Here is a 24106-nt window from a genome sequence, read left to right on the forward strand (position 1 = left end):
ACGTCAACGAGCGAGCACAGCCTCGGGTAGTGGCGGTCGCGTAGACGCCGGGCGCTGTCGCTCTTCTCTCAAGGCTTCTCAAGCCAGGCTTCGTGTAGGAATCCGCCCGGCGCCCACGCACCCGCCACCACCCGAGCGCGAGGCCGCTCGCACGGTCCAACTAGAGGCTTCACGAGCCCAGCTCGGGACAGACGGTCAGGGCGTGCAGGGGCACACCAGGTGCGGTCATCGTGCTGATCTCCTTCAAGGTCTTCGTCAGACGTCCATCACACTGATGACCCGCCGCCTCACCCGGAAACCGGCACGCCGATCGGCGCACGCTCCAGCCGCCTCCGCCGCGATGCCGGTCGCCGCCTGACGGACGAGGGAAGCCGCAGCGCCACGGCCTCCGCGCTGCTGAAGCTCACGTACCGCTCTTCTTCGCCGTACCGCAGTTCGCCTGGGTGGATGCCGTCGCGGAACGGGTTACCCGACTTCTTGCCGTTCACCTGATTGCGCTCACATGGACGCGTTCACGCAGACGCATTGAGATAGGCACGAGGAACGCGCGTACCGATGCGCGTGACGATCTCGTACGCGATCGTGGCGCTGGCCTGCGCCCAGTCCTCTGCGGTGGACTCCCCCCGGTCGCCGGGCCCGAACAGCACGGCCTCGCTGCCCACCGGGGGCTCTTCGCCGTCCAGTTCCACCACGAACATGTCCATGGCGACCCGCCCGGCGATCGTCCGCAACTTGCCGTCGACCAGCACCGGGCTGCTGCCCGAGGCGTGCCGCGGGATGCCGTCCGCGTAGCCGACCGGCACCAGGCCGAGGGTGGTCTCGCCGCGGGTGACGTAGTGATGGCCGTAGCTGACGCCGTGGCCGCCTGGGACGCGCTTGACGAGGGCCAGCGCGGCGCTGAACGACATCACCGGGCGCAGCCCGAAGTCCTTCGGGGCGCCCAACTCCGGGCTGGCCGAGACGCCGTACATGGCGATGCCCGTGCGGACCATGTCGAAGTGGGTCTCGGGCAGGGTGAGGGTGGCCGCCGAGTTGGCGATGTGCCGCACCTCGGGCCGTACGCCCTGCTGCTCGGCGTACGCCGTCATCTCCCGGAACTGGGCGAGCTGGGCGGCAATGGAAGGGTGCCCCGGCACGTCGGCGCACGCGAAGTGCGAGAACAGTCCGGCGATCCGGACCAGCCCCTCGGCCTCCGCACGCAGCGCCGTCGCGACGAGTTCGGCCCAGTCCTCGCCGGGCTGGCAGCCGTTGCGACCGAGCCCGGTGTCGGCCTTGAGGTGCACGCGCGCGGGGCGTCCCGCCGCCCAGGCCGCCTCGACAACCTCCCGCAGGGCCCACATGCCGCCCAGCGAGACGTCGATGTCGGCCTCGATCGCAGGCCGCCAGGGCCCGCCCGGCACCCACAGCCAGCACAGGATGCGGCCAGGAAGCCCGGCCGCGCGCAGCTCGAGAGCCTCCTCGGCCGTGGTCGTGCCGAGCCAGCTCGCGCCCGCGGCGAGGGCCTCACGGGCGCACGGCACCGCGCCGTGGCCGTACGCGTCGGACTTGACGACGGCCATCACGGCGGCGCCCTGGGCCCGGGCGCGAAGGGCCCGCACATTGGCGCGCAGGGCGCTCAGATCGATCTCGGCGCGTGCGCGCACGGCAGCGGTCGGCACAGCAGCTGTCTTACTCATCGCGTCCCCAGTCCCTCAGAGGCTGCCGACAGTCCTGGGGCGCCTCCCCCTACGACCCCTGAGGCGCGCTCAGTCGCCACCGGCAGTCCGCGTGCTCCTGCTTCGAGCCGGAGCCACGCGATCTGGGAGCACTTGTGGCTCTTGGCGTGCGGCCGCAGGGCGAAGCCGGAGGCGTTCACCGCCGCCATGCGTGAGATGTTGCGGTCCAGTATGTCCACGTCGACCACGAGTTCGGGTGCGGTCAGACCTTCCAGCACGGACTTATCCATCTGTCACCGTTCCCGGGAATGAGTTGCGGTGGTGCGCCTGTATGAGCGGTCGAGCGAGGATCCGTCCTCTCAACTGGCGTGAAGGATCCGAAAGCGATCGGGTTCCGCCGGATCTCGATCAACGACTTGGATGGGCGCCCAAGCCCATTGCCACACGCTGATGCCTGGCGTGCGGGAGAACCGGATCTGCCCGCGGGTGCCCTCGACTGCAACGCGCCGCCAGGATTCCGCAGTGCGCGCCCGGTCCGCGCCGTGAGAACGCAGCACATCGGCGAGGACGGCGACCGTGTCGTAGCCCTCGAAGGCGACGAAGGAGGGCGCTTCGGCCAGCCGCTCGCGGAGGGCCGTCTCGACTCGTGCACCAAGTGGGCTGAGGCGCTCGGGCAGGTAGCGCAAGAACGGGATCGCGGCGCCGTCGTCGCCCAGCAACGTCGCCCATTCGGTGAACTCCGGTTGCCCGGCGGGAGCACCCATCATGATCTCGGCGAGGCGCTGGTCGCGGCGGACGGACTCGACGATCGACACTGCCGGCTCCGGGTGGCCGACCAGAAGAAGGAGGGCTGTCGCGCGATGGTCGACGACTGCGTCGCACACCGCCGTCGGGGCGAGCGCGCTCATGTCGAGTTCGATGACGGTGCCGCCGCGTGGAGCGAGGTAGTCCCGCAGAACGCGGGTCCCAGCTGCCCAGTAGACACTCGGCTGGGCCGCTACGGCGATGCGGCTGTGGCCCGCCTTGAGGAGGAAGTCCGCGTAGATCTGCCAGCCGCGGGACTGCGGCGGGGCGAGGCGCGCGACCCATTCCGTCGGCTGTTCGGTGAGCGCGTCGAGAACCGCTGACGAGCAGAGGAACGGCAGGCCGAGGGCGTCGGCCCTGGCGGCAGCGGCGCGAGCGACGACGCTGTGATACTCCCCCGCCAAGGCAGCCACGCCCAGGCGAGCCAATTCATCCACGGCCGCCGCGGCCCTTTGTGGATCAGCCGCGGTGTCTCGGACCACCAGCTCAAGAGGTCTTCCGACGATCCCGCCGGCGTCATTGACTTCGTCAACGGCCAGCTCGAGTCCGGCAAGCAAGTGTTGGCCCGCCTCGACCCAACCGGGCCGAGTCAGCGGAACGAGAGCGCCGATCCGGACGGATGAACCGTCAGTCCGCTCCGCTCCAAGTGGCGATGGTGGCGTACTCATGCGTTGGCGTCTCCCGCGTAATCATGTGGTGGTAATTTGCCCGGATCGCAGAGTGAACGTCAGCGACAGGACATCGATGATCTTTGTCGTGCCTGGTGACTTCCGCTGGAAGACCGGGTGCTGCCGGCGGCCGCGTACTGGCGCACCAACCTCAGGCTGGCCAGCTTCTGAACCCGGCGAACCTATGCGCTCACAGCACTAGCAAGCGCAGTGAGCGGACCCGACTGGCGCCGTCAACGGGTCGGCCGCACGCCGCACCACACCGTTCGGACCCTCGACCGGGAATCCCTCCCGGATCCAGTACTCGATGCCGCCGATCATTTCCTTGACGTGATAGCCGAGCCGGGTGAAGGCGAGCGCTGCACGGGTCGCCCCGTCGCAGCCGGGACCCCAACAGTAGGCGATCACCGGAACGGCAGCATCCAGCAGGGTCGCGGCGCGTTCTGGAATCTGGGCGGTCGGCATATGGACCGCACCGGGGACATGCCCCTGCACCCACGCATCGTCCCCGCGTGCGTCGATGAGCACGAAGCCCGGGTCGCCGGACTCCAGTGAGGCGTGGACATCGGACACATCGGCCTGAAAGGCAAGGCGTGCGGCGAAAAAGGCGGCTGCCTCACCAGGTGCCATCGGCGGCACCCGCAGAGCCGCGCTGATCCGGATCTTGGGCATGTCCTCAACACTAAGCTCGCCGCCCATTCCTCAGAACTCGAGATCACCGGCCCAGGCCGCACCTCGCCGTGCAATTCGTGGTATCTATCAGCGATGGCCGCTGATTCCCTTGACACAACCGATATCCGCATCCTGGAAGCCCTGCAACGCAATGGGCGCGCCAGCTATGCCGAGCTGGCCCGTAGCGTCTCCATGTCGCCGAGTGCCGTCACGGAACGAGTCCGACGGCTGGAGGAGAGCGGGGTTGTCTCCGGCTATTCCGCCGTCGTGAGCCCCGACGCCCTGGGGCTCGACATCCTTGCTTTTGTCCGCCTCCGCTACCCTACTGGCAACTACAAGCCGTTCCACGACCTGCTCGACACCACCCCCGAGATCGTCGAGGCCCACCATGTAACGGGCGAGGACTGCTTCGTCCTCAAAGTCGTCGCTCGCTCGATGCGCGATCTGGAACGCACCACGGGCCGCATCGCCGCTCTGGGCTCCGTCACCACGAGCGTCGTCTACTCCAGCCCCCTTCCAAGCCGCTCATTGACGTGCTCCCTGGCCTGAAGTCCAGGGATTCCGGCCTGGGTTGTCTGACCCTTCCGGGGGCTTCCTGCTTCAACGCGCTGTGCCGGGACTTTCGTCCTGGTCTTACCGGCGCTCCACGAGGCGTTGAGCGTCTCCGCCCGTCCGGCGGCGACGATACGGCGTCCTTCGAAGAGGACGTTGCGGGCTGCGTTGTGGTCGCGGTCGTGCATGGTGCCGCACTGGCCGCACGTCCACTTCCTGACGTGCAGGGGCTTGGGGCCGTCCCGGAATCCGCAGGCCGAGCAGACCTGAGAGGACATTCTGAACCGGTATGCCCGATTCTCGCAGTTGGCTTGGGTCAGGCACCGTCCCGGCGGTCACGTGTCCTTCGGCGGCTTCTACAGTGTCCCGAGGTAAAGCGGGCGGGCGGGGACGGTAGCTCAGAAGGGCTGACTCAAGAACGTGGTGCGGATCGAGCGATTGGCGGACCTGAAGCCCGTCCACCAGCGTCAGGCGGCCGTCCTGGCCCTGTGGCGGTGGCGCGCGCCGATACTCGCGTTCGAATTGGATGCAGAGTGGGGCGTCGACCAGTCTGTGCTGGAGTCGCTGTTCCGAATGGCAGCATCACCCGCTGGTGAACAGTCGGATCGCGCATACCGGCGAGCAATCGCCGAGCTGTGCACGGCCCCGCTCTTCACGTCTGAAGTCGACCCGGACACGGTCCAGCTCTTCCAGTTGGAGACCATCAGCAACCTGCTGACCTTTGGCGAACTGCTGGACAAGCCTGGCGTGGACGAAGTCGAGCGAGTGATCGAAGCCTCGGCCGGCCTGGCGAACTACCTCGACGGTCTCGTTGAGGGCTCCTTCTACTCTCACCCCTCGGAGGAAGCCCACCGCCAGTACCTCGCCGACCTGGCGGAGCGGGCGAGCGAGGGCTATTTCGCGTCGCGCCACTTCGCTGTCGAGGCCGCCTGCCACGGTGCTCTCGGGGTTCTCCCCGATTCCGCAGGGCTGCTCGACTCGTCCACGGGTCGTGAGTTGCTCGCGCTTTGCGAGGACTTCGGCGAAGAGCTCGTCACAACGATGCAGTGGCTCCGCATGACGGGTCACTAGCGATCGCGTCGTAAGCCGGATGGCGAGTGCGGCAGCCGTGACGGACGGGTGGCCTGGAACGGAGGGCTGCTACGGGCGGCGCTGGATGAACAGGCCCGGTTCGGTCTCGGCGAGGACGTCCAGGCTGACCAGGCGCTTGAGCTTGTGCCGGGTACTCTCGATGTTCTTCGGCTTGAGCGGGAGGTCCAGGGCCTGGCACAGGTCGCGGGCACGCATCGGTCCAGCAGCGTCGGCGAAGACGTCGAGGATCTGCTGGTAGGCCGGGTGGGCTGGCAGGACGGGCGGCTCCTCGGCTGACTCCGGGGTCGTCGGCGGGAGGGCGAGGAGCGTCTTACGGGTCACCGCCAGGCTCTCGATCTCCGCGTCGAGTTCACGTAGGCGCGTGGTGAGCTCGTCCATCTGCGCACGGATCTGCGCTGCATCGCCGACGAGCGAGCGTTCGCGTGCGTCGATCCGCTCCAGAAGCGGCGTGACCTGGTCATCCATGCAGTCACCCGCGCCAGGTGGGCGTGGTCTGGCCAGTGAGGCGGCGTGCTATCACGTCGATCATGGCCCAGCGCACCCTGGACTCCGAGGACTTCGGCCTGCTCTCGTAGTCCCTCACGAGCCGCCGAAACAGCATGAGGATGCCGAGCGTCTGCTCCACGATCCACCTCTTGGCCTGCGGGACGAAACCGACGCCCTTGTCGGTTGGGTTGCGCTCGACGATCTCGACGTCGATGCCGACCGTGGTGCCGTGCTCGACGACGGTCTTCTTGAAGCCCTGGTCCACCAGTGCTTTCTTGATGGTGCCGATGGGGGCGACTTGGCCGAGGAGCGCGATGCCGAACGCGTTGTCGTGGGCGCTGGCGGCCAGCACGGTCACGGCGATGACCAGGCCGAGGACGTCCACCGCCAGCCCGCGCTTGCGGCCCGGCACCTTCTTGGCCGCGTCTTTCCCGGTCGTGGTGGCGGGCACGTTCACCGCCGCGTGGACGCTCTGCGTGTCGATCACGACCAGGCTCGGGTCCTCCGACCGCCCGGCCTTCTCGCGGACCTGCCAGCGCAGCAGGTCATTGATCTTCATGTCCGTGCCGTCGTCGCGCCAGGCCGCGAAGTAGTAGTACACGGCCGACTTCGGCGGCAGGTCGTGCGGGAGGTAGTCCCACTGGCAGCCGGTCCGGCCCTGGTACAGGATCGCGTTCACGATCTCCCGTATCTCGTAACGGCCCTGATGTCCCGTCGGGGACGGCCTGCGTCGAGATCGCCGTCGTCGACGGCATCGTGGCTCTGCGCGATTCCAAGGACATCAACATGCCCGCGATGTTCTTCCACGCGGACGAATGGGCCGCCTTCGTCCGCGGTGCCGCCGATGGCGAGTTCACCCAGCCCTGAACCGAGCACGCAAGGCGAAGACCGACCCGGACGAGGGTTAGACGCCCGGGGGCGGCCTCAGATCAAAGGCCAGTCCCCACGTCCCCGCCGAGCAATCCCTGTCCGCATGCGGCGGGGGCGTCCCCTACCACAGCACCCTCCCCCTCGGCCCTTCATCTGGACCAAGCCCGCGGACGAGCTCCTCGACAAGGTCGCCGCAACTGCCGACGAATCTCCGACTCAGGAACTAGAGATCTTTAACAGTGCGGGTTACGTAGGGGCGTGACGGCTGTCGTGAGCCGCGCTATGCCGGGAGGATGAGGTATCCCGATGGCGGAGGGCTGACGGTCGAGGAACGGGCCCGGCGTGAGCAAGTCCGGTTCGCAGCCGCTGACCTGATCGAAGCCGGGGCCAGTGACCGGGAGGTGGCCCGCCGGTTCAGGGTGACCCGGATGTCGGCGAACCGCTGGCGGCGGGCGTTGGCTTCAGGCGGTAGGCAGGCTCTGGCTTCCAAGGGCCCCGGCGGCGCCCGGTGCAAGCTCGATGCAGGACAGCTCCGCGTTCTTCAGACGCTGCTGGAGGCCGGCCCGGCCGCCTCCGGTGGCCCGATCAGTGCTGGACGCTGGCCCGGATCGCCGAGATCGTGCGCCGCCGGTTCGGCGTCGAGTACACCCTCGCCGGGCTGGACCTGCTGTTGCACCGCATCGGCTGGAGCGTGCAGGTCCCCTCCCGCAAGGCCACCGAGCGCGACGAGGAGAAGATCGCCGCCTGGAAGGAAGAGCAGTGGCCCGTCATAAAAAGACGGCGGCGGACCTGGGCGCCTGGCTCTGCTTCGAGGACGAAGCCGGCCAGGGCCTGAGGCCGCCCAAAGGCCGCACCTGGGGCCGACGAGGCCACACTCCCGTCGTGCGGGTCACCGCCGCAGGCACCAAACGCGTCTCCATGACGGCACTGATCTGCATCAAGTCCGGCCACCGGCCCCGGCTGATCTACCGCACCTACCTCGACCGCGGCCCCGCCAAAGGCCGCCGCAAGGGCTTCACCGAGACTGGCTGTCGTTCGCCTCACTCACCACAGTAGCCTTCTATTGCCCCAGCCATACCAACCCGTCCAGCATTCCAAAGCGCCGCCAAACAACCTCGCCGGGACAAAACGCTCTTTGAGTGCGTGTTTCGGATCCCCGCTGGGCGAATTGGCGCTCAATGGGCCTGTCGCGCATGCCTGGAACAGGAGATGACCAAACCCAGGAGTATCGTCGGCGGGCGGGCCGCATGGCCCTGGCTGTCGCCGCCGTTTGCAGAGACGAACGCCCACAGGTTCGTCTCCCCTCTGGCACTGTACGCGAGAAGGGGCAGCAGATGTTCACCACCTCGGGAGGCAGTCCCGGAGGCCGCGGCGTTCGAATTGTTCACGAGCTGCGGCAGCATCGGTTGCCAGCGCTCAGCGACGGTACGCGGCTGTCGCGATCTCGATGAATGATCGGATCAACGGGTTGCTGTCACCTTCGTTCGACACCGCTACCACTCGGCTCGGCGTCATGTCGGCCAGCGGTACCACGGCCAGCTCCGCGGGCAGGTCGTGTCCGAGCGGGGCCAGGCCGACCGTGCCGTTCCACAGCACGGCCTGCAGGCATTCCTGAACGGCGCGCACCACTGGGCCCTCGCGCGGCCTGCCGCCGCTCCAGTACGACTGCCAGATGGGGTCGGTGCCCTGCGGGAACTGGAACCAGCGGCGGTCGCTCAGCTCGGCCAGCCGCAGCCGGTCGCGGCGGGCCAGCGGATCGTCAGCGCGCAGGACCACACCAACCGGATCGGTCCGCAGCGCACGCACCGTCAGGGCCGTCTCGTCGAACGGCGCCCGGGTGAGGGCGACATCGACCAGTCCGGCGCGCAGCCCGCACGTCGGGTCGGTCAGATCGGTGTCGCGGATGCGGATGTCGATGCCGGGGTGGTGTCGGCGGTAGGCCCCGGCCAGCCTGGCCACTCCCGGGTCGGTGCCGTCGCCCAGGATGCCGACGGTGATGGTCGCGACGCCGACCGCCGCGCTCACACGTACACGGACGCGGTCGGCATGGTCGAGTAGGGCTCGCGCCTCCTCGAGCAGCACCGTGCCCACCGGAGTGAGCGTGACGCCGGCAGGCGAGCGGGCGAAGAGCAGGGCCCCGACATCGGCCTCCAACTGCTTGATCGCCCGGCTCAGCGGCGGCTGACTCATGTGCAGTCGGGTGGCGGCCCGGCCGAAGTGGAGTTCCTCGGCGACCGCCACGAAGTAGCGCAAGGTCCGTAGCTCCACACTGCAACGATACCCACGAGGTATCGGCGCTGCGGGACAAGTCTTGGACAGCCCTGGGGCCCCGGCGGTGAACTCGTGAACATGACCGAAGAAGTGAAGACCGGCGAACCGCAGGCCGACCCCTCCGTATCGGTGATGGGTCCCGGCGATGGCGAGATGATCGTTCTGGGTACCACGCGCATGCGGGTTCTGGAGGACGGCAGCCACACCGGGCATCGCCTCGCGATCGCCGAGTCCGTCCTCGCCCCGCATACCCAGGGACCACCGCAGCACCGCCATGGCCAACACGACGAGGGCTTCTACGTCCTGTCCGGCACCGTGCGGTTCACCGTCGGGGACGAGGACTACGACGCCACCACGGGCACGCTCGTGATGGTTCCGCCCGGCACCCCGCACACCTTCGCCAACCTGACCGACCAACCCGCCGTCATGCTCAGCACATTTACCCCCGACCTGTACGTGCAGTACTTCCGAGACCTCCAGGAAGTACTCGCCGGCGGCCAGCCGCTGACGCCACAGGCCAACACCGACGCGATGAGCCGCTACGCGACCGAGCCCGCCACCGACCTCGCCTGAAGCCGACGGGACGGAACGGCCCGGCCGCCCTCCCTTCGACCGGCAGGGCCGTGGCGCTCCCGCCTTTCGTGTCCGGACCCCTCGGACGACGGACCGGGCCTTCTCCAGGGGCTTGCCTGGCAATCGACGCAATCGACGGGCCCCGCGAACCGGTGGCCCATGAACGGGGAACCATGAACATCGCCTACTGGACCGTCGCGGGACTGCTCGCCATGTTCTACGTCTACGCAGGCACGCTGAAGGTGATCCGCAGCCGCGATCAACTCCGCCCGATGATGGCCTGGGTCGACCGCATACCCTTGCCCGCCCTCAGGGCGCTGGGGACGGTCGAAATACTCGGCGCGACCGGCCTGATCCTGCCGCCGCTGACCGGCATCGCTCCCCCGCTGGCGCCGGCCGCGGCCATCGGCTTCGTCCTCCTGCAGACCGGTGCGATCGCCGTCCACCTGACCGGCGAAGACCGCCGGATCACACTCAACGTCGGGCTCATCGCCACCGCAGCCATGACCATCTGGTTGGCTACCAGGCCATGATCGAGCACAGTCCTCGACCGGTGGATGCGACTGCATGGTGAGGGTGAGGTGCTGCCTCACCACGGAGGAGTAGCCAGCATGACGAACACGGATGAACGTGCGAGGCGGGTGCGCGAGGTGCGCCGCCGACTCACGCAGGAGGGGCCGCCGCGGACGCGAGACCAAGAGGGAGACTTCGAGACCGTCACGGTGCCCGAGAAGCATTGCGACCAGCTGCGCGATCTGGTGGTCTCCGAGGGAGCCGAGAAGGTTGTCGAGGTCGGTCTCGCCTACGCCAGCTCTGCGCTCGCTATCGGTGAGGCCCTGGCAACCGTCAACCGTCCGCTCCCCCGGCACGTCATCATCGACCCGTTTCAAGAACGCGAGTACTCCAACGTCGGCTGGGACCTGCTGCGCTCTGCGGGGCTGGACTCGATCGCCACGCTCATGCTCGCTCCTTCGTCGATCGCGCTCCCGCAGCTCCTCACCGAAGGCTTCGTCGCCGACGCGGCATTCGTGGATGGCAGTCACCGGTTCCACGAAGTCTTCGTCGATCTCTACTACTTGCGCAAGATCGTGCGACCCGGTGGCCTGATTGTCATCGACGACGACTGGTGGCCGTCTGTGCACACGGCCGTGCAGTACTACGAGCGGAACCTGGGATGGACGGTGATCCCCGACGCCTTCTCCGGCGAGACGATCGGCGTTGGACCTCAGGGCAAACAAGGGGCCCGGTGCAAGGCCTATCGCTTGCCCGACCCCTCCTTCGAGCCTTCTTTCGAGGACTTCCGCGCGTTCTGACCCTGACCGGCGTAGCGGTGCTTGGCGACGAGCACTGGGCCGGGCCGAAGGATCCACAGTGTCCGGACGAGCGTGCGGCCCGCCAACGTGTTGGCGGGCCGCGATGACGCGGGCTTGCTCCAGGCGCATCTTCGTCACCCAGGCCGTCGACTCCGGGCGCACGGTGATCGGATCGCGCCCGTCGCGCCGGGCCGGCCGTCCGGTGCGGGGCTTCGGCTCCTGCGCGCGGCCGCCGTTGCGGCGTGCCGCCTCCTTCGCGGCCCGGAGCACGACCCAAGGCCAGGGCAACGCCGCTGAGCTGCAGGTCCTGGGACATCAGGCCACCTCCCGGCGAGCTCCTGGACCCGGTGGCGGGCGCACACGCTGGGCTCGGCAGGGTCGTGCGGCCGCACGGGGCGTCACCGTCCCGGCCCGAGCAGATCCGGTCCAAGGTCGCAGCGGACGCGGGCGTCCGGTCGGCGGCCAGGGCGGCAGCTTCCTCACGGCACAGCTTGCACAGACCGTCCTCGAGAGCCCTGTCGGTCAGCATGATCCGCGCGTCGCAGTCACTGGCGAGGTCTGGTCCTCGCACGACAGGCGTATCTGCGTGCCAGACGCTGAACCAACGAAGGCGGGGCCGCCTCCGGTGGAAACGGCCCCGCTTCTTCAGCCGTAATGCCTCAGCTCTCCAGGCCGCTCAAAGCAGAAGCCCCTTGGCCCCTCCTGCTCGCTGGCCCCGCCACACAGGCACGGCGCTCCTCGTCCTTCGACCAGTTCGCTGCCGTTGAGGACGGGCTTGCCGTCGAAGTGACGGCCACTGAAGCCGAACAGGTGTGTTCCACGGCCCAGCCGCATCAGCCCCGCTACGACCTGCGCCGCTGGAACCGGCAGTCCGCCGGACACGAGCGGGACGTACAGGAAGAGGTTCTTCTTCTCCCGCGCCGCGGGGCCTGCCCACAGGGCAACGGTCACCGCTGCCTCGTCCGGGGCTGGGATGCATCCGCGCACGTAGTACGGCTTGGCCACCGGTGTTGCCGTGTAGTGCCAGAGCGCGGCGGCAACGCCACACTGCGCCCGGGACAGGCATGTGGGAGAGCAGGTCAGTTGTTGATCCAGGACGGGCACTTCCGCATTCCTCTGCAGTAGGCGGTGATGACGCCTATCTTTCCCCTCCGCCCGGGCCTTCTTCCCAGAGTGGTGCAGTAGGTGCCCCGCCAGCTCTCCCTCGGTCAACGCGATGCTGATCTGCTCCGCGAACGCGATCACCGCATACGCGCGCAGTTGCCGGGGTGTGAGGTCCTCCGCGGCCGCCACACCGGCAGCCACACGAACGTCTCCGTCCGGCGTAGCCGACGTGCCGCGGCCGCCCGGCAGCGTCCGGCGCACCGACTGCAACTCGATCACGCCGTCCGGCGCCGGACGCGACAGCGCCGTGAGACCGCGCTCCACCGATGCCTTCGACAGCCCCAGGTAGGAGGCGGTCGTCGCCGCCTTCGCCTGGCACCCTTCCGGGCGCGCACTGAGCGCTTTCACCCTCACGTAAACCGACAGCGCGACATCGGCGTAGGCCGCCGACGACACCAGCCGCATGGGCACCTTCACCTGCTGCTTTCGCACCGGCGCGCCGTCAACCGATCGTGGGGCGCCAGCCACCTCGGCAGGCGGGGGGCCGGACGGAGGCAGCCCAGCTTGAGGGAGCAGCGCTTGCGAAGCCGCCCGTTACCAACACAGTGGCCGCGACCGCGGCCCAGTAGCGGATCATCATGACCGTCACCGTGACGTGCCCCTCCAGGCCGAAGGCCCGGATTTCGGTAGCTGTCACCCAAAGGGGCTGTGCGGCACCAGGACTCCAGCTGCCCCCAAGACCGTGGGGATACTGGGCCAGCTACGCCACCCGGGGCATTGATTCACGGTGCCCGCGGCAACGTCCATCTCGTGCGGTAAGGAACACGTGCCGACTGCGACGAGTGAGTGGGAGATGTGCATGCCGAAGTACCTGGTGACGGTCAGTTACAGCGTCTCTGGCACCAAGGGGCTGCTCGCCGATGGAGGGACGGGACGCAGGGAGGCTGTTAGGCGGGAGCTCCAGTCGTGCGGGGGGACGCTGGAATCGATGTACTTCGCCTTCGGAGAACACGATCTATACGCCGTCGTCGACATGCCCGACAACGTGTCGATGGCCGCTACCTCCATCACGGCACGGGCAAGCGGCGCTGTGTACTCCAAAGCTGTACCGTTGCTCAGCCCCGAAGATCTCGATGCCGCGACGAAAATGCAGGTCGACTACAGGCCCCCCGGCACCTCAACCGAAGGCTAGTTCATCGTAGTTGACGGTGCGGAGTGCGCGCCTAGGCAAGGTCCGGTCGGGCGCGACGGTCAACGAAACCAGCTCCAGCCAGGCCCACTTCAGGCGCTGGAGCCTCGTCGTCCCGCGAGGTCGTCGTGATCAGGTGCGAGGTCTGCTGGTCGAGTAGCGCCGCCAGATCATCGGCGAGCAGCCGCAACTCCCCGGCTGGCCTCGGCCAACTGCCCCACAGACCGGGCCGCGTCCACCATCGCGGCGCGGACCGGTCAACCGGTCGTCACTGCCGCACCCATGGACCAGACGCTCACCTGCTCGGGTGGTGTCAGCCATCTTCGACGGCGAGTCCTGAACTCCCAATGTGGTGCGGATGGCCACGGTGTCTTCTGAGTCCGAGGGATCCAGTTTGGTTGGAAGGAGCCGACCTGACTACCAGCAGATGGATTCACAGAGCGGCTGCCCCGGGCCTCGCGACGGCCGCGGTCGGGGTCCTCATTGCTGCCGCAGTCTCCTGGGGACCGTGGATAAGCCTCGCCAAGCCCACCCCGCTTCTCCTAAATTGGCGGCGTCCTGATGTGTCTCGTGACCGCCAAGGAACTTTACCGGCGGAGTCGACAGCCGGAGCAGCGACAACGGTTGGCACGCCCCATTCCGTGGTGGTGGGTCGTTATGGCTGTGCTGGCTGTTCTGACCGCGGTCTGGACTACCACAGCTTGCTCGTCTCCCAGACTACTCACTTGCAGCCCGCTAGAGAACGGGCCAAAGAGCGCATCGAGGCGGTGCGCACGGGGTTGGCTGCGGGGGCAGGCGTCGGCGCTGCGTTACTGAGGTTGAACTCGTGGAGTCGTAGGGGCTGACGGCTTGTCGCCCGTGCGGTATCACCGGGGCATGCGGTATCCACAGGGAGGCGGGCTGACCGCCGAACGGCAACAGTTCCGCGAGGAGTTACGGCTTCAGGCGGCTGAGCGGTTCGCCCGGGGTGAGGCGAGCTCGGTGATCGCCAAGGATCTACGCGTCAGCGTCCGGTCGGTGCAGCGATGGCGGCAGGCGTGGGAGGAGGGCGGTCCACGGGCTGTGCGATCGCAGGGGCCGGCGTCGCTGCCGAGGCTGAGTGAGAAACAGTTCGCTCAGCTGGAAGCGGAGCTGGCCAAGGGGTCGGTCGCACACGGCTGGGAGGACCAACGCTGGACCCTGAGCCGCGTGAAGACGGTGATTGGTCGGCGCTTCCACCTGACCTACACGGTCCAGGGCGTGCGGAAGCTGCTGGTGCGTAACGGCTGGTCCTGCCAGGTCCCGGCTCGCCGAGCCGTCGAGCGGGACGAGGAGGCCGTGCCCGGGTGGGACAAGGAGGTGTGGCCCTGCGCGGAAGACTCGCGGCGGCCCGTGGAGCCTGGCTCGTCTTCGAGGACGAAGCCGGATTCTCCATGACGCCGCCGCAAGCGAAGACCTGGTCTCAGCGAGGCCGCACCCGGTGGTGCGAGTCCGCGGCCGCTCCCGCAGACGGATATCGATCGCCGCGCCGACCTGCTACAAGCCCGGCCACCGGTCGCGGCTGATCTACCGGCCGCGCAGGGACGACGGCCGGCGCGACGGACGCAAGAGCTTCTCCTGGCGCGACTACCGGGACCTGCCTCATCGCCGCACACCGGCAGCTCGGTGACCCGATCGTGCTCATCTGGGACAACCTGAACGTCCACAAGGCCGCCGGCCTCAGGGAGTTCGCCGCATCCCGGCACTGGCTGACCATCTACTACCTGCCGCCCTACGCACCCGACCTCAACCCCGTCGAGGGCGTCTGGTCCCTGCTACGGCGCGGCTGGCTGTCCAACGTCCCCTTCACCACCCCCCAGCACCTCATCCAGCGCATCCGACGCGGCTTACGGCACATCCAGTACCGCAGCGAGCTCATAGACGGCTGCCTCGCCGAGACCGGCCTGACCATCAGGCCCACCTGAGCAACCCAGCGACATCACGAGTTCAACCTCAGTAACCGCTGCCCCACGCGGGGCGGCGGCCGGGCGCCCACCCTGTGGCCCAGCCCGCACAGAGCCGATCGTGGGCTCGGCCTCACCCCACAGTCCGCTTCTCGAAGCACCATCGCGCGCCCCCGTGGCGGCGCGTGGCTATGTACGTGAGTACCGACGTCGTTTCGACGCGAGATGGGGAGTCCCACGCTCGCGCGAATCGTCGATGTTCACGAGAGCGGGAACCACCCTGGCCACGTCGGGCGGGGCCCGACGAGGCCGTCACCTGATGCGGATCCTTCCGCGCCCGTCCCACGTACTACACGGGGACTATGCCGTGACCACGGGGCGCCGCGCCGTGAAGGCGTCCGCGTGCTCCGCAGCCCACTGGGCGAAGGTGCGGGCCGGGTGACCGGTGACCTTCTCGACGGTGTCGATGACCGTGCGGCCCACCTCCGGGGTGTTCCCGTACGCCTCGATCAGGAAGCCGATCACGTCCTCCGGATGGCCCACCACCCGCCACTGTGCGACGGCCTGCTCCTCGGTCAGCTCGACCAGGGCGATTTCCCGGCCGCTGGCGGCGGCGATCGTCGACACCTTGTCGCCGACAGTCAGCAGCTCGGGACCGGTGATCACGTACTCCTGGCCCCCGTGACCCTCCTCGGTGAGCGCGACCGCGGCAACGGCGCCGATGTCACCCTCGTGGACCATGGCGCTCAGCCGGGAGACGAACGGCTCTCGGACTTCGCCCGAGGCCACGATCCCGTCCGCCCACTCCAGGGCGTTGGCCATGAACTCGACCGGCATGAGCACGGTCCAGTCCACACCGTCCTCGGCACGCACCGCGTCCTCCAGCAGGGACGGCCCGCCGCCGTGCAGCACGGTGACCCGGCGTACACCGGCCGCGCGAGCCAGCTCCAGGATCCGCGGGCCGGTCTCCAGCGGGGCGAAGTAGGCCCCGCCAAAGGTGATCAGATGGAGACCGGTGACGCCCTCCAGGGCCGGGATCAAGCTGTCGGGTTCGGTCAAGTCGCCCTGGACGACCTCAACGCCGACCGGGAAGGCGGCCTTCGCCACATCCCGTGTGAGGGCACGGACCGCGTGGCCGCGGGCGAGCAGTTCGGCGACGACCTGACGGCCGACGGTTCCGGTGGCGCCGGTGACAAGAATCTTCTGCGTCTGCGTCATGGCACGACCATAGGGAGCCTTGCGGTCAGCTTCTGTCCGCAAGCCTCGGGCCAGAAGCGACGACACTAACCCTGCATCGGGCTGTCAAGGACGCAGCGACTCCCGAACTCATCGACATTGATCATGAAGGCAGGGCGGGAGGTGACTCCCGAAGTCGTTGACAGTCGACTCCCGTTCTCGCGTACACAGCCAGCGGCGTAGAGCGCGGGCCGCGCCGCCGTTCCATTCCTCCGTGTCTACACTTCTGCGGCCACCCCCGGGTCGCCACCTGGACCGAAGCCGCCTGGCTCGCTGGGGCTACCGACCCGAGGGAGCATTGGGAGTTCTCAAGCCCTCTCGGTGGTCCGTACGCCGACCTGTTTACTTTCACTGAGACCCCCGGATCCTCACTGGGCGACTCGAGTCCTGCAGGCCCGGCAGGCATGGGACCCTCCTGGGCCGTACCGGTGGATTGGCGAGGCGCAGCCAGCGCAGGGGCCGATGTGCCAGACCGGGCAGCCGTACAGTGCAGCCGCTGCTTGGCGTTGCTGCGGTGTAACGCTGAGGCGTTGTTCTCGCTGTTGGGGAATCTTCAAGAGGCGCTGGGGGATTTCGTCGAAGGTGTGGAGGCCGGTGGCGTCGGCCTTGGCTCGCTGGGGACGGCGGTCGTTGAAGATCATGGTTTCTTCGCCGTACCGGCATCTGATGTCGAGCGGCTCTCCGGTGAAGGTGAGTTCGTTGTCAGTCGGCGGGGAGGCTGTGGGTTCGTTCTCGGGGCCGACAATGTCGAGCCATTCGTCTCGGTCCTCGGAAGGAACCCACATGCGGGAGTGGCTGTGCGGATCACTCTGGCTTGGAATCCGCATCGGCACGTATTCGCCGTCAGCGCTGGCCGTGACGAGTTCGTCGATCTCGGTGTGGCGTTTTTGCGGGATACACAGGGCAGGAAGGTCCCACTGGACGTGGAGGCGTCCGCATGCGTTGACGTCGCTGTCGGTCACGGGGCAGCGGCGTTCGCTGTAGCGGCTGCATTTCCAGCGTTGAAGGTGCCGCACGCCAGCCCGCACGAGCAGGGCGTTGCGCGAGATGATCCGCCGCCAGGAGACGTCGTCGACCAAGGCCCATGGAGCCCTTTCGATCAGCGCCGCGGCGTCGCTGTTGGTGACCCATAACGGGATGATGCCGTGGTCTGCTGCGGCTTGGGAGCGGCGTCGGACGGTTGTCGCGGTGATCGGCGAGTACTGGGCTTCCCAGCCGACACGGCCGGCCGGGCCGGTGACCAGCACGTCGCTGCGCACTTTGCCGTCGTGGGTGCGGGCTTCCAGTTCTGCGGATAAGCCGTGCCGCTCGGCGGCTCAGGCGATGCGTTCTTTCATCGCCTTGTGTTTGTCGCTCTCTTCTTGGGTGGGGGTGTGCCGCAGGGGCAGGTGTGCGGCTACGAGTGTGGTGCGCCCACGGTCCTTCGACGGATCGCCATCCAGGGTGAGCGGTCGTGTTCTTCTGCCTGGCACACGCCGTGTTTGTGGTGCTCCAGGCAATGCAAGAGGTGGCGGTCGCGCTTATTGATTGGCTGGGTGATCTCTTCCAGGAGGCCAGGGCGGCCGGGGTTGCCGAGGTCTGCTTCAGCCAGCTTGATGATGATCTGGTACCCGGTGTGGAACACTCCGTTCGCCATGAGAAAAGCGTAGAAGGCGGCACTGACAATGACCCTGTCCGGAATCCAGGAGTTCGCACTCGAGTGCGAATTGATGGTGCGGGGGTAATTGCTGTGCATCATGTGGGCTCAGCGAAGTTAGTGGGGGGTCGGGCTGGCACAGCGCTCCACTTGGCCATTCGGAGACACGGCCGTCTCGGCCGGCCCCGCGGCTGGGTCAGCCCGGCTTGACCGCCAGCGTCGCAAAATAGTTCGACATGTATTGAGCGGATGCGTTGGATTGGTGCGGCGCTTCCGCGAAGCTGGTGAGGACGAACCCCGCGGCGAGTTGCCCGCCGATCTGGTCGGTGAGGGTGTGGCTGTATTCAAGAGGGGCATCCGCGCCGAACTTCGTGGCGCGTTCCTCGGCGGAGTACTGCGTGACATCGCTGTAGGGCAGCTTGTGCACGACGATCAGCTCGCCGCGCTCGTCGAGCGCCTCGTGGTCGAACAAGTACACATCAGGGTTGAGGAAGCCCACGAGCAGAGTTCCGCCCGGTCGCAGGACGCGGAAGCACTCACGCCACACCGCTGCCAAGTCTGGTACGAATAGGTTAGAGACCGGATGGAATACGACGTCGAATGTTGCGTCGCCGAAGGCGCTGAGGTCGCGCATGTCGCCTAGGACGGTGCGCAGCTCGAGTCCGTCGCGCGCCGCCACCATCTGGTCCTGGCCGAGCTGGCGGGGTGAGTTGTCGAATACGGTGACCCGCGCCCCTGCGGCGGCGAGGATCGGACCCTGCTGGCCACCGCCGGAGGCCAGGCACAACACGTCCTTGCCGGTCAGGTCCGTCGGCAGCCAGGAGCGGTCGACTGGCTCACGCCCGATGAGAACAATCGACCAGTCGCCCATGCGGGCGCGCTCGACATCCTCAGCACTCACCGGCCTCGACCACTCGTTGCCCTCTTGGACATACTTGTCCCAGGCTGCCCGATTGTGGGCAACCGGGTCGACAACAATGTCCTGCACGTTCAACTCCCTGCTACAGCCAAGCGGACACCTGCGGTCCTGACAGTTCGGTGCCGCTAGCCAACACGATTGCAGGGTGCGGGCTCAACGAAATTAGCGGGCATCGAGGTGTCCACGGGCTCGACGGGTGGTCGTGCTGGTGATCCCGGTGTGCAGGAACGCAAGGATCTCTGGCCACCACGTCTTGACGGTTGTGGCTAGGCGCTGCAGTTCGGGAAGGTCGGCGTCGGCGCATCGGCGGTAGAACCGGTACAGCAGATCGCGGACCTGTTCCCGGTCCGGGCGGTGGCAAGCAGGTCCAGGAGGTCTTCCTTGGCGTTCCACGCGACGGTGATCGGCGCGCCGATCACCCTGGGCAGGTTGGACAGCTCGTCGAGGAGAGCGTCGACATGCTCGCCGCGCATCCGGGCGGCGGAGCGGGTGAGCCGGTTGCGCAGTTCCCACTCGCGGTTGCCCTTGCGGCCGCGCCGGCCGCGGTGGGTCACGGTGACCCGGCGGCGGACCTCGGTGAGGGTCTGGTTCGCCAGCTGCACCAGGTGGAAGTGGTCCACGACCAGGGTGGCCTGCGGCAGGACCCGGCGGATCGCCGACTTGAAGATCGTGCACATGTCGATCGCGACGTACTGGACCGCGTCGCGCCAGGCTTGGTCGCGGTCGGCCAGCCAGGCGATGACCGCCTGGGCGGTACGGCCTCCGACCTGCCCGAGCAGGCCCTGCTTGCCGGACAGGTCGACGAAGCCGACGTGCCAACGGTCCACGGCGGTCTGCCAGATCCCAGTGGCCTCGTCGGGGATCCATCTCGGCCGGCCTCGGCGGATCTCGTCGATACCGAGCGCCTGCACCGGCTCGGGCTGGGCCGGCAGCACCGCCCGGGCGTGACTGGTGAACGCCCCCGCAACGACCGGCCAGGAGAGCGCATAGTCGCGGGCCGCCTGGACGACCGTGCGGCCCTGATCGGCCACCGCCGCCCCGGCCGCAGCCCGTAATCGTGTGGTTAGCCGCTTACGTGGCGGTACTGGCGGGACCGACTCGGTGAACGAGCGACGCCGGCACGTCAGCTCGTCGCAGCGCCAGCGGCGCTTGGCCCACACCAGCCGTGGTCGGCGGCTACCGACCGATAGGTCACGCGGCCGGGTCACCCGCCGGTCCTTCGACCGCCGCGCCCGGGCGCCGCAGTCTGGGCAGTGGCGTGCCCGCTCATCAGCGGTGACCAGGTGCACCACCGGCCCGTCGGTGTCGTCGGCGACCCCGACCACGGCCAGGCCCGTCAAGGCCCAACAACCGCGTCGTATCGTTTGCCACGTCCGTAGCTCTTCTGTTGTGATCATCTTGCTTCGACAACAACATGATCTACGAGAGCTGCCGGCATCTATCGGTCAGGGTCCACAGTGGAACCCCGTCCGGCGCTCAACCCCCCACCAATTTCGAAGAGCCATCATGTGGCGCGTGAGATGATTGGTTAGTGGCCAGCACTCGCTGCTGTCTATTCTCACCCATGGATCGCGGGACTCCACGCGGCTGCAGGGTCCGCGGATTCGTGAGCACTGAGTCCTGCGAAAGCGCGGGAATCCGGGTCTGTGAGCACTCGTCGCGTCGGCAGCCGTGAGCAATCAGGGGCTGGCGCCCAGGAGTGGGTGTCTGCCCCAGTGACGGATGATGGATTTCGTGCTTGATGCGCCTGATCGGTTAGCGGCGTCGGTCAGTGCTGGCATGTAGGTGCGCGGGGACGTCCCCGGCTCGAACACCGGGCCGCGATCAGTGCGCTGTGTGACTGGCCTGGGCCTCTCAGGCGATCCATGCTCGAAGGCGTTCGCTGAGCACGACGTCATGCGGCAGCCGCTCCAGCTCTTGTGCGTCCACGTCCACACCCTGGTGCCTGAGGATGCTGGCCAGAGAGCTCCAGTGGTCGGCTGCCATCTGCTCATGTGTCCTGCCGTCGAACGGCTCGTCCGGCCCGACCACTATCCGGGTGTCACTCTCGACGTCTTCGGCCGAGATCCACGCCCGGATATCCACTGAGCCGGAGACGCTCCAGCCACGATCGTCGAGTAGCACCAGGCTGCGGCCGTCCGCGAGTACGGCCTCAAGCCGTGCAGACACCGATATCTGCCGAACGTCCGTGGCAACGTCGTCCAGATCGGCATGAGTGACCATGCGGGTCACCATGGTCATGCCCCCTCCTCTCGGCTCGCCAACGGCTGGCCGGGGCCGTGGCGTTGAACGGCCACGATATCCGGGACCTGGTCCCGATACTGACTGTCGCCAGTGCTCTTGATCACCTGGATTTGCTCAATCAGTGCTCATGATCCGTCGACAGTGCTCACCGAACCTCGGACCTACAGCGGATGTATGTTCTCGGCCTCCGTGTGACATCCGCGTGAGACCGCGCCGGAGAAATGACACGAAACCTGAGACCCTGAAGCGGAAAACTGTAGGTTCTCAACTTCCTTGTCCTGCGACGACGTTGTGACCTGCTGCTTCTCTCACTGTCTCACGTCGCGACGGGCCGTTTCCCTCTCAGCTCCGTGTCATTTCCTCGGCAGGCGGCTACCACTGCCCGCGCCTCATTTGGCCCGGACTACTCCGACTACAGACCGACCGGCATTGAGCCAGGAGCAAGGTCCAGGCTCCAGGCTGAAGAGGCCAGAGAGTACTCAAGGGACTCTGCGGCGTTCATCATCTGTCCGGCTTGACCAACCCCTTGTCTTTTGCTTCACGGCTCGATCGCGCTTGCTCTGTGCCGAGAGCGACGGAAGTTTGCGCTGTCGAGGGCAGTCGCGTGTTCGTCGCCCAGACGGCCATCGCGCAGACCGCGAATCCGGCCCCGAGGAGACTGGAGCCCGCCCAGCCATGGATGGTGTAGATGGCGGTGGTTGCGGCTGCACCGAGGGCGGAGCCGAGCGAATAGAAGACCATGTAGCCGCCGATGACGCTGCTGGTGCGCTCCGGATGCGCGGTGGTGAGCAGGTGCTGGTTGCTCACATGTACGGCTTGGACCGCGAAGTCAAGGGCCACGATTCCGACGATGAGGAGCCCCAGTGTCCACGGCAGCTCCGAGGCGAAGACGGCACGAGTGGACTTCCGTGGGCCGGTGCCGCTGGACGTGCCCGTACGGATCGCCGAAACAGCTGGAGGGGTCGTTGAGTTGGGCGAGACCGAGCGGCCCCTCGCCACTGCGCGTCCCGCCGAACTGCTGCTGGACGCACCGCCCGCGCCCTCCTGGGACGAGGCGGTTGCCGCGACGGAGCGGTTCCGAGCGGCGCCGCCGTCGGGTGCGATCGACTGCTTCGGCTGCGGTCCGCGTACTGCTGACCGCGGCCTGCGTATGCACTGCACGCCGGTGCCGGGTCGCGACCTTGTGGCCTCTGTCTGGGTCCCCTCCCCCGCTTTCGCCGAGCCGGACGGCCTCCTCCCGACCCGGCTGGTCTGGGCCGCCCTGGACTGCCCGGGCAACTGGGCGGGCCGCCTTCTCGGCACCCTGCAACCGGGCGCGGTCACCGCAGCTCTCACGGGCACGATTCTCCGACCAGTGGCCACGGGTGAGCCGTACATCGCGTACGCGTGGCTGCTGTCCGAGTCCGGCCGCAAACACATGATGGGTGTGGCGCTCGCTACGGCGGAGGGCGAACTGTCCGCCGTTTCCGAGGCGTTGTGGCTTGATCCCGGGCCGACGCCGCTTTAGCGAGGGGTGTGTACATGATCCGCGCGTTGCGGCAGCCATCCGCGAGATCCCGCCGCAGGTCAGCCTCGACGTCAGGAGCACGAGGGACGAGGGCCGTTCGCCGAACGGTTACGGTGACGTGAGGGCGAACCACCCGCACTGGACGAGGACAATTGGATGAGGGACCACCACGCGTCCCATCCGGGAACCCGTGGCCCGGAGGGTGACGTACTGCGTCCGGGAGAGGCAGGCGAGGACCGGGCCGCGGGTTGATCTCCGCACCGTGAGAAAGGGGGCATTCGCAGTCGAGGGTGTAGACTTTGCCGGTTGGTTGCCGGGCTCGACGAGTCTCGGTTTGGTCGTCGTGGGGCTACGCTTTGAGCCTCATCGTGCGGTCCTGGCTTGTCGCGTGGTCAAGCCGATGGTTGGTGCCGCCGATGTAGTTGTGCGGGAATCGCAAGGCACACGGGGGTCCGCCTCCTGTCCGATCGCGGACCACATCGGCCCGGGTGCGAGTACGGATCACCCCGAGGACTTGACCACCGTCGGGAGTTGAGATGCGTGGGCGATGGTATGGCGACTGGTTCGGTAGCGTCCCGGGGTCGTTCCGATGATGTTGGTGAACGCTGCGATGAAGCTGCTGGGGCTGGCCCATCCGCAGGCGTAGGCGGTGTGGATGGTGTCGTGGCCGTCGGCGAGGAGCACGAGCGCGTGGTGGATGCGTAGCTGCGTGCGCCACTCATAGAAGGTCATGCCGAGTTCGTTGCGGAACAGTCGGCTGAGGGTGCGGGTGCTGGCTCCGATCGTCTTCCCGAGTTCGGCCAGCGTGGCGTTGTCTGCCGGCGTCTCGTACAGCATCCGGGCGATGGCTTGCAGTCGGTCGTCCCGTGGCTCCGGCAACTGCAGTGGCTGTTCGTGTGCTTCGCGGAGTTCATCGACGAGGACTCGAATGAGGCGAGAGCGTGCGGAGCGGCTGTAGTCAGGCGCGGCGTCGTCGTAGTTGCGGGGGCCGGTCAGGGCGAGCAGGACCTCGCGGGCGAGGTCGGAGGCCAGAAACACGGCGGGATGGTCTGGTATGAGCCGGGCGAGGGGTGGCGCGAGAAAGACGATCCGCATATCGGTGTCGCCGTGGGCGCGGTGGTAGTGCGTGAACTCGGCGGGGGTCCAGGCGACCCGGTTGGCGGGAACGATCGACGTGCCGCGCTCGGTGTGAACTGCCAAGACGCCGCTGGCTGCGTATACCAGGTGTCCCCGTGCGTGCGACTGCACTGCGCTTGTTTCGCCGGATGGCCAGAGGTGGCGCCCACCAGACGGCCACATATGTGACGTCACACCGGCGATTCGGCGAGGTTGCCGGCGCACAGGCATCAGTTGGCATCCTATCGGTAGCAAGCCACACCTTGATCTGGTGACA

General features: G+C 67.6%; 23 protein-coding genes and 5 pseudogenes. 10 read left to right on the top strand and 18 right to left on the bottom strand.

Annotation, left to right across the window (positions count from 1 at the left end; translation table 11 throughout):
* Positions 1–287: 287 nt before the first annotated feature.
* From JK363_RS28730 to JK363_RS28750, 5 genes are all read right to left on the bottom strand, one after another.
* On the bottom strand, positions 288–488 hold the full coding sequence (locus tag JK363_RS28730; RefSeq protein ID WP_201879229.1) for a hypothetical protein: 201 nt from the start codon (positions 486–488) through the stop codon (positions 288–290).
* Between the two features lie 24 nt (positions 489–512).
* Positions 513–1676 carry an alanine racemase gene (alr, locus tag JK363_RS28735; protein ID WP_201879231.1) on the bottom strand — a complete coding sequence of 388 codons (1164 nt, stop codon included), beginning with the start codon at positions 1674–1676 and terminating at the stop codon, positions 513–515.
* Positions 1673–1945 carry a hypothetical protein gene (locus JK363_RS28740; RefSeq protein WP_201879233.1) on the bottom strand — a complete coding sequence of 91 codons (273 nt, stop codon included), beginning with the start codon at positions 1943–1945 and terminating at the stop codon, positions 1673–1675. The genes alr and JK363_RS28740 overlap by 4 nt, the downstream gene beginning before the upstream one ends.
* 69 nt (positions 1946–2014) lie before the next feature.
* Entirely contained in the window at positions 2015–3127 is a 1113-nt protein-coding gene (locus tag JK363_RS28745) for an ABC transporter substrate-binding protein (RefSeq protein WP_201879236.1), read from the bottom strand.
* Between the two features lie 198 nt (positions 3128–3325).
* On the bottom strand, positions 3326–3799 hold the full coding sequence (locus JK363_RS28750) for a rhodanese-like domain-containing protein (protein ID WP_201879237.1): 474 nt from the start codon (positions 3797–3799) through the stop codon (positions 3326–3328).
* Positions 3800–3892: 93 nt separating this feature from the next.
* Here JK363_RS28750 and JK363_RS28755 point away from each other — a divergent pair, with 93 nt between their 5' ends.
* Entirely contained in the window at positions 3893–4348 is a 456-nt protein-coding gene (locus JK363_RS28755) for an Lrp/AsnC family transcriptional regulator (protein ID WP_201879239.1), read from the top strand.
* Here the strand turns inward: JK363_RS28755 and JK363_RS28760 are convergent.
* Positions 4300–4629 (bottom strand): zinc ribbon domain-containing protein, encoded by a 330-nt coding sequence (locus JK363_RS28760; protein WP_236076178.1) that lies wholly within the window; start codon positions 4627–4629, stop codon positions 4300–4302. The genes JK363_RS28755 and JK363_RS28760 overlap by 49 nt on opposite strands.
* Before the next feature lie 142 nt (positions 4630–4771).
* Here JK363_RS28760 and JK363_RS28765 point away from each other — a divergent pair, with 142 nt between their 5' ends.
* A complete protein-coding gene (locus JK363_RS28765; protein WP_201879241.1) occupies positions 4772–5422 on the top strand; it encodes a hypothetical protein in 651 nt (216 codons plus the stop codon).
* A gap of 69 nt (positions 5423–5491) precedes the next feature.
* Here the strand turns inward: JK363_RS28765 and JK363_RS28770 are convergent, their stop codons facing one another.
* Both JK363_RS28770 and JK363_RS28775 read right to left on the bottom strand, forming a co-directional pair.
* Positions 5492–5908: a hypothetical protein gene (locus tag JK363_RS28770; RefSeq protein WP_201879244.1), complete on the bottom strand. Its 417-nt coding sequence runs from the start codon at positions 5906–5908 to the stop codon at positions 5492–5494.
* A 4-nt stretch (positions 5909–5912) separates the two neighbouring features.
* Positions 5913–6704, bottom strand: a pseudogene (locus JK363_RS28775) (IS5 family transposase); the annotation flags it as partial.
* Here JK363_RS28775 and JK363_RS28780 point away from each other — a divergent pair.
* Both JK363_RS28780 and JK363_RS45045 read left to right on the top strand, forming a co-directional pair.
* A complete protein-coding gene (locus JK363_RS28780; protein WP_307821900.1) occupies positions 6686–6796 on the top strand; it encodes a DUF397 domain-containing protein in 111 nt (36 codons plus the stop codon). The pseudogene JK363_RS28775 and the gene JK363_RS28780 sit on opposite strands and share 19 nt — an antisense overlap.
* A gap of 296 nt (positions 6797–7092) precedes the next feature.
* Positions 7093–7825: pseudogene (locus JK363_RS45045) on the top strand (IS630 family transposase); the annotation flags it as partial.
* Positions 7826–8215: 390 nt separating this feature from the next.
* Here the strand turns inward: JK363_RS45045 and JK363_RS28795 are convergent.
* Positions 8216–9067: a LysR family transcriptional regulator gene (locus JK363_RS28795; protein ID WP_307821902.1), complete on the bottom strand. Its 852-nt coding sequence runs from the start codon at positions 9065–9067 to the stop codon at positions 8216–8218.
* Positions 9068–9148: 81 nt separating this feature from the next.
* Between JK363_RS28795 and JK363_RS28800 the strand changes: the two genes are divergently transcribed.
* From JK363_RS28800 to JK363_RS28810, 3 genes are all read left to right on the top strand, one after another.
* Positions 9149–9643 carry a cupin domain-containing protein gene (locus JK363_RS28800; RefSeq protein WP_201879246.1) on the top strand — a complete coding sequence of 165 codons (495 nt, stop codon included), beginning with the start codon at positions 9149–9151 and terminating at the stop codon, positions 9641–9643.
* Positions 9644–9816: 173 nt separating this feature from the next.
* Positions 9817–10176: a DoxX family protein gene (locus JK363_RS28805; protein WP_201879248.1), complete on the top strand. Its 360-nt coding sequence runs from the start codon at positions 9817–9819 to the stop codon at positions 10174–10176.
* A gap of 78 nt (positions 10177–10254) precedes the next feature.
* The gene (locus JK363_RS28810) at positions 10255–10956 is read left to right on the top strand and encodes a class I SAM-dependent methyltransferase (RefSeq protein ID WP_236076180.1); all 702 of its coding nucleotides are present in this window, start codon (positions 10255–10257) and stop codon (positions 10954–10956) included.
* A 645-nt stretch (positions 10957–11601) separates the two neighbouring features.
* Here JK363_RS28810 and JK363_RS42890 read toward each other — a convergent pair.
* Positions 11602–12552, bottom strand: a complete 951-nt coding sequence (locus tag JK363_RS42890; RefSeq protein ID WP_236076181.1) for a hypothetical protein — start codon at positions 12550–12552, stop codon at positions 11602–11604.
* 367 nt (positions 12553–12919) lie between these two features.
* Here JK363_RS42890 and JK363_RS28820 point away from each other — a divergent pair, with 367 nt between their 5' ends.
* Together JK363_RS28820 and JK363_RS45050 are read left to right on the top strand one after the other, a co-directional pair.
* A complete protein-coding gene (locus JK363_RS28820; protein WP_201879250.1) occupies positions 12920–13252 on the top strand; it encodes a GYD domain-containing protein in 333 nt (110 codons plus the stop codon).
* A gap of 873 nt (positions 13253–14125) precedes the next feature.
* Positions 14126–15192, top strand: a pseudogene (locus JK363_RS45050) (IS630 family transposase).
* Positions 15193–15531: 339 nt separating this feature from the next.
* Here JK363_RS45050 and JK363_RS28835 read toward each other — a convergent pair.
* The 7 genes and pseudogenes from JK363_RS28835 to JK363_RS28865 form a co-directional block, all read right to left on the bottom strand.
* Positions 15532–16389 (bottom strand): NmrA family NAD(P)-binding protein, encoded by an 858-nt coding sequence (locus JK363_RS28835; RefSeq protein WP_201879254.1) that lies wholly within the window; start codon positions 16387–16389, stop codon positions 15532–15534.
* A 386-nt stretch (positions 16390–16775) separates the two neighbouring features.
* Positions 16776–17702 (bottom strand): annotated as a pseudogene (locus JK363_RS28840) (competence protein CoiA family protein); the annotation flags it as partial.
* 101 nt (positions 17703–17803) lie between these two features.
* Positions 17804–18043, bottom strand: coding sequence for a hypothetical protein (locus tag JK363_RS28845; RefSeq protein ID WP_201879258.1), 240 nt, complete (start codon positions 18041–18043; stop codon positions 17804–17806).
* A 196-nt stretch (positions 18044–18239) separates the two neighbouring features.
* Positions 18240–19031, bottom strand: a complete 792-nt coding sequence (locus JK363_RS28850) for a class I SAM-dependent methyltransferase (protein WP_201879260.1) — start codon at positions 19029–19031, stop codon at positions 18240–18242.
* A gap of 197 nt (positions 19032–19228) precedes the next feature.
* Positions 19229–20302, bottom strand: a complete 1074-nt coding sequence (locus JK363_RS28855; protein ID WP_201879262.1) for an ISL3 family transposase — start codon at positions 20300–20302, stop codon at positions 19229–19231.
* A gap of 514 nt (positions 20303–20816) precedes the next feature.
* Positions 20817–21203 carry a hypothetical protein gene (locus JK363_RS28860; protein ID WP_201879264.1) on the bottom strand — a complete coding sequence of 129 codons (387 nt, stop codon included), beginning with the start codon at positions 21201–21203 and terminating at the stop codon, positions 20817–20819.
* Between the two features lie 541 nt (positions 21204–21744).
* A pseudogene (locus tag JK363_RS28865) lies at positions 21745–22082 on the bottom strand (MFS transporter); the annotation flags it as partial.
* Here JK363_RS28865 and JK363_RS28870 point away from each other — a divergent pair.
* Positions 22057–22713: a hotdog fold domain-containing protein gene (locus JK363_RS28870; RefSeq protein WP_236076182.1), complete on the top strand. Its 657-nt coding sequence runs from the start codon at positions 22057–22059 to the stop codon at positions 22711–22713. The pseudogene JK363_RS28865 and the gene JK363_RS28870 overlap by 26 nt on opposite strands.
* A 501-nt stretch (positions 22714–23214) precedes the next feature.
* Here the strand turns inward: JK363_RS28870 and JK363_RS28875 are convergent.
* Positions 23215–23961, bottom strand: a complete 747-nt coding sequence (locus JK363_RS28875) for an AraC family transcriptional regulator (protein ID WP_201879266.1) — start codon at positions 23959–23961, stop codon at positions 23215–23217.
* Between the last annotated feature and the right edge of the window lie 145 nt (positions 23962–24106).

This window comes from Streptomyces coffeae (genome assembly GCF_016741875.1).
Taxonomy (GTDB): Bacteria; Actinomycetota; Actinomycetes; order Streptomycetales; family Streptomycetaceae; genus Streptomyces; species Streptomyces coffeae.

Coding starts and splice junctions, on each gene's coding strand:
- alr (WP_201879231.1), bottom strand. CDS start 1,676: ATGAGTAAGACAGCTGCTGTGCCGACCGCTGCCGTGCGCGCACGCGCC.
- JK363_RS28740 (WP_201879233.1), bottom strand. CDS start 1,945: ATGGATAAGTCCGTGCTGGAAGGTCTGACCGCACCCGAACTCGTGGTC.
- JK363_RS28745 (WP_201879236.1), bottom strand. CDS start 3,127: ATGAGTACGCCACCATCGCCACTTGGAGCGGAGCGGACTGACGGTTCA.
- JK363_RS28750 (WP_201879237.1), bottom strand. CDS start 3,799: ATGCCCAAGATCCGGATCAGCGCGGCTCTGCGGGTGCCGCCGATGGCA.
- JK363_RS28755 (WP_201879239.1), top strand. CDS start 3,893: ATGGCCGCTGATTCCCTTGACACAACCGATATCCGCATCCTGGAAGCC.
- JK363_RS28760 (WP_236076178.1), bottom strand. CDS start 4,629: ATGTCCTCTCAGGTCTGCTCGGCCTGCGGATTCCGGGACGGCCCCAAG.
- JK363_RS28770 (WP_201879244.1), bottom strand. CDS start 5,908: ATGGATGACCAGGTCACGCCGCTTCTGGAGCGGATCGACGCACGCGAA.
- JK363_RS28800 (WP_201879246.1), top strand. CDS start 9,149: ATGACCGAAGAAGTGAAGACCGGCGAACCGCAGGCCGACCCCTCCGTA.
- JK363_RS28805 (WP_201879248.1), top strand. CDS start 9,817: ATGAACATCGCCTACTGGACCGTCGCGGGACTGCTCGCCATGTTCTAC.
- JK363_RS28810 (WP_236076180.1), top strand. CDS start 10,255: ATGACGAACACGGATGAACGTGCGAGGCGGGTGCGCGAGGTGCGCCGC.
- JK363_RS28820 (WP_201879250.1), top strand. CDS start 12,920: ATGCCGAAGTACCTGGTGACGGTCAGTTACAGCGTCTCTGGCACCAAG.
- JK363_RS28835 (WP_201879254.1), bottom strand. CDS start 16,389: ATGACGCAGACGCAGAAGATTCTTGTCACCGGCGCCACCGGAACCGTC.
- JK363_RS28845 (WP_201879258.1), bottom strand. CDS start 18,043: ATGGCGAACGGAGTGTTCCACACCGGGTACCAGATCATCATCAAGCTG.
- JK363_RS28860 (WP_201879264.1), bottom strand. CDS start 21,203: ATGACCATGGTGACCCGCATGGTCACTCATGCCGATCTGGACGACGTT.
- JK363_RS28870 (WP_236076182.1), top strand. CDS start 22,057: ATGAGGAGCCCCAGTGTCCACGGCAGCTCCGAGGCGAAGACGGCACGA.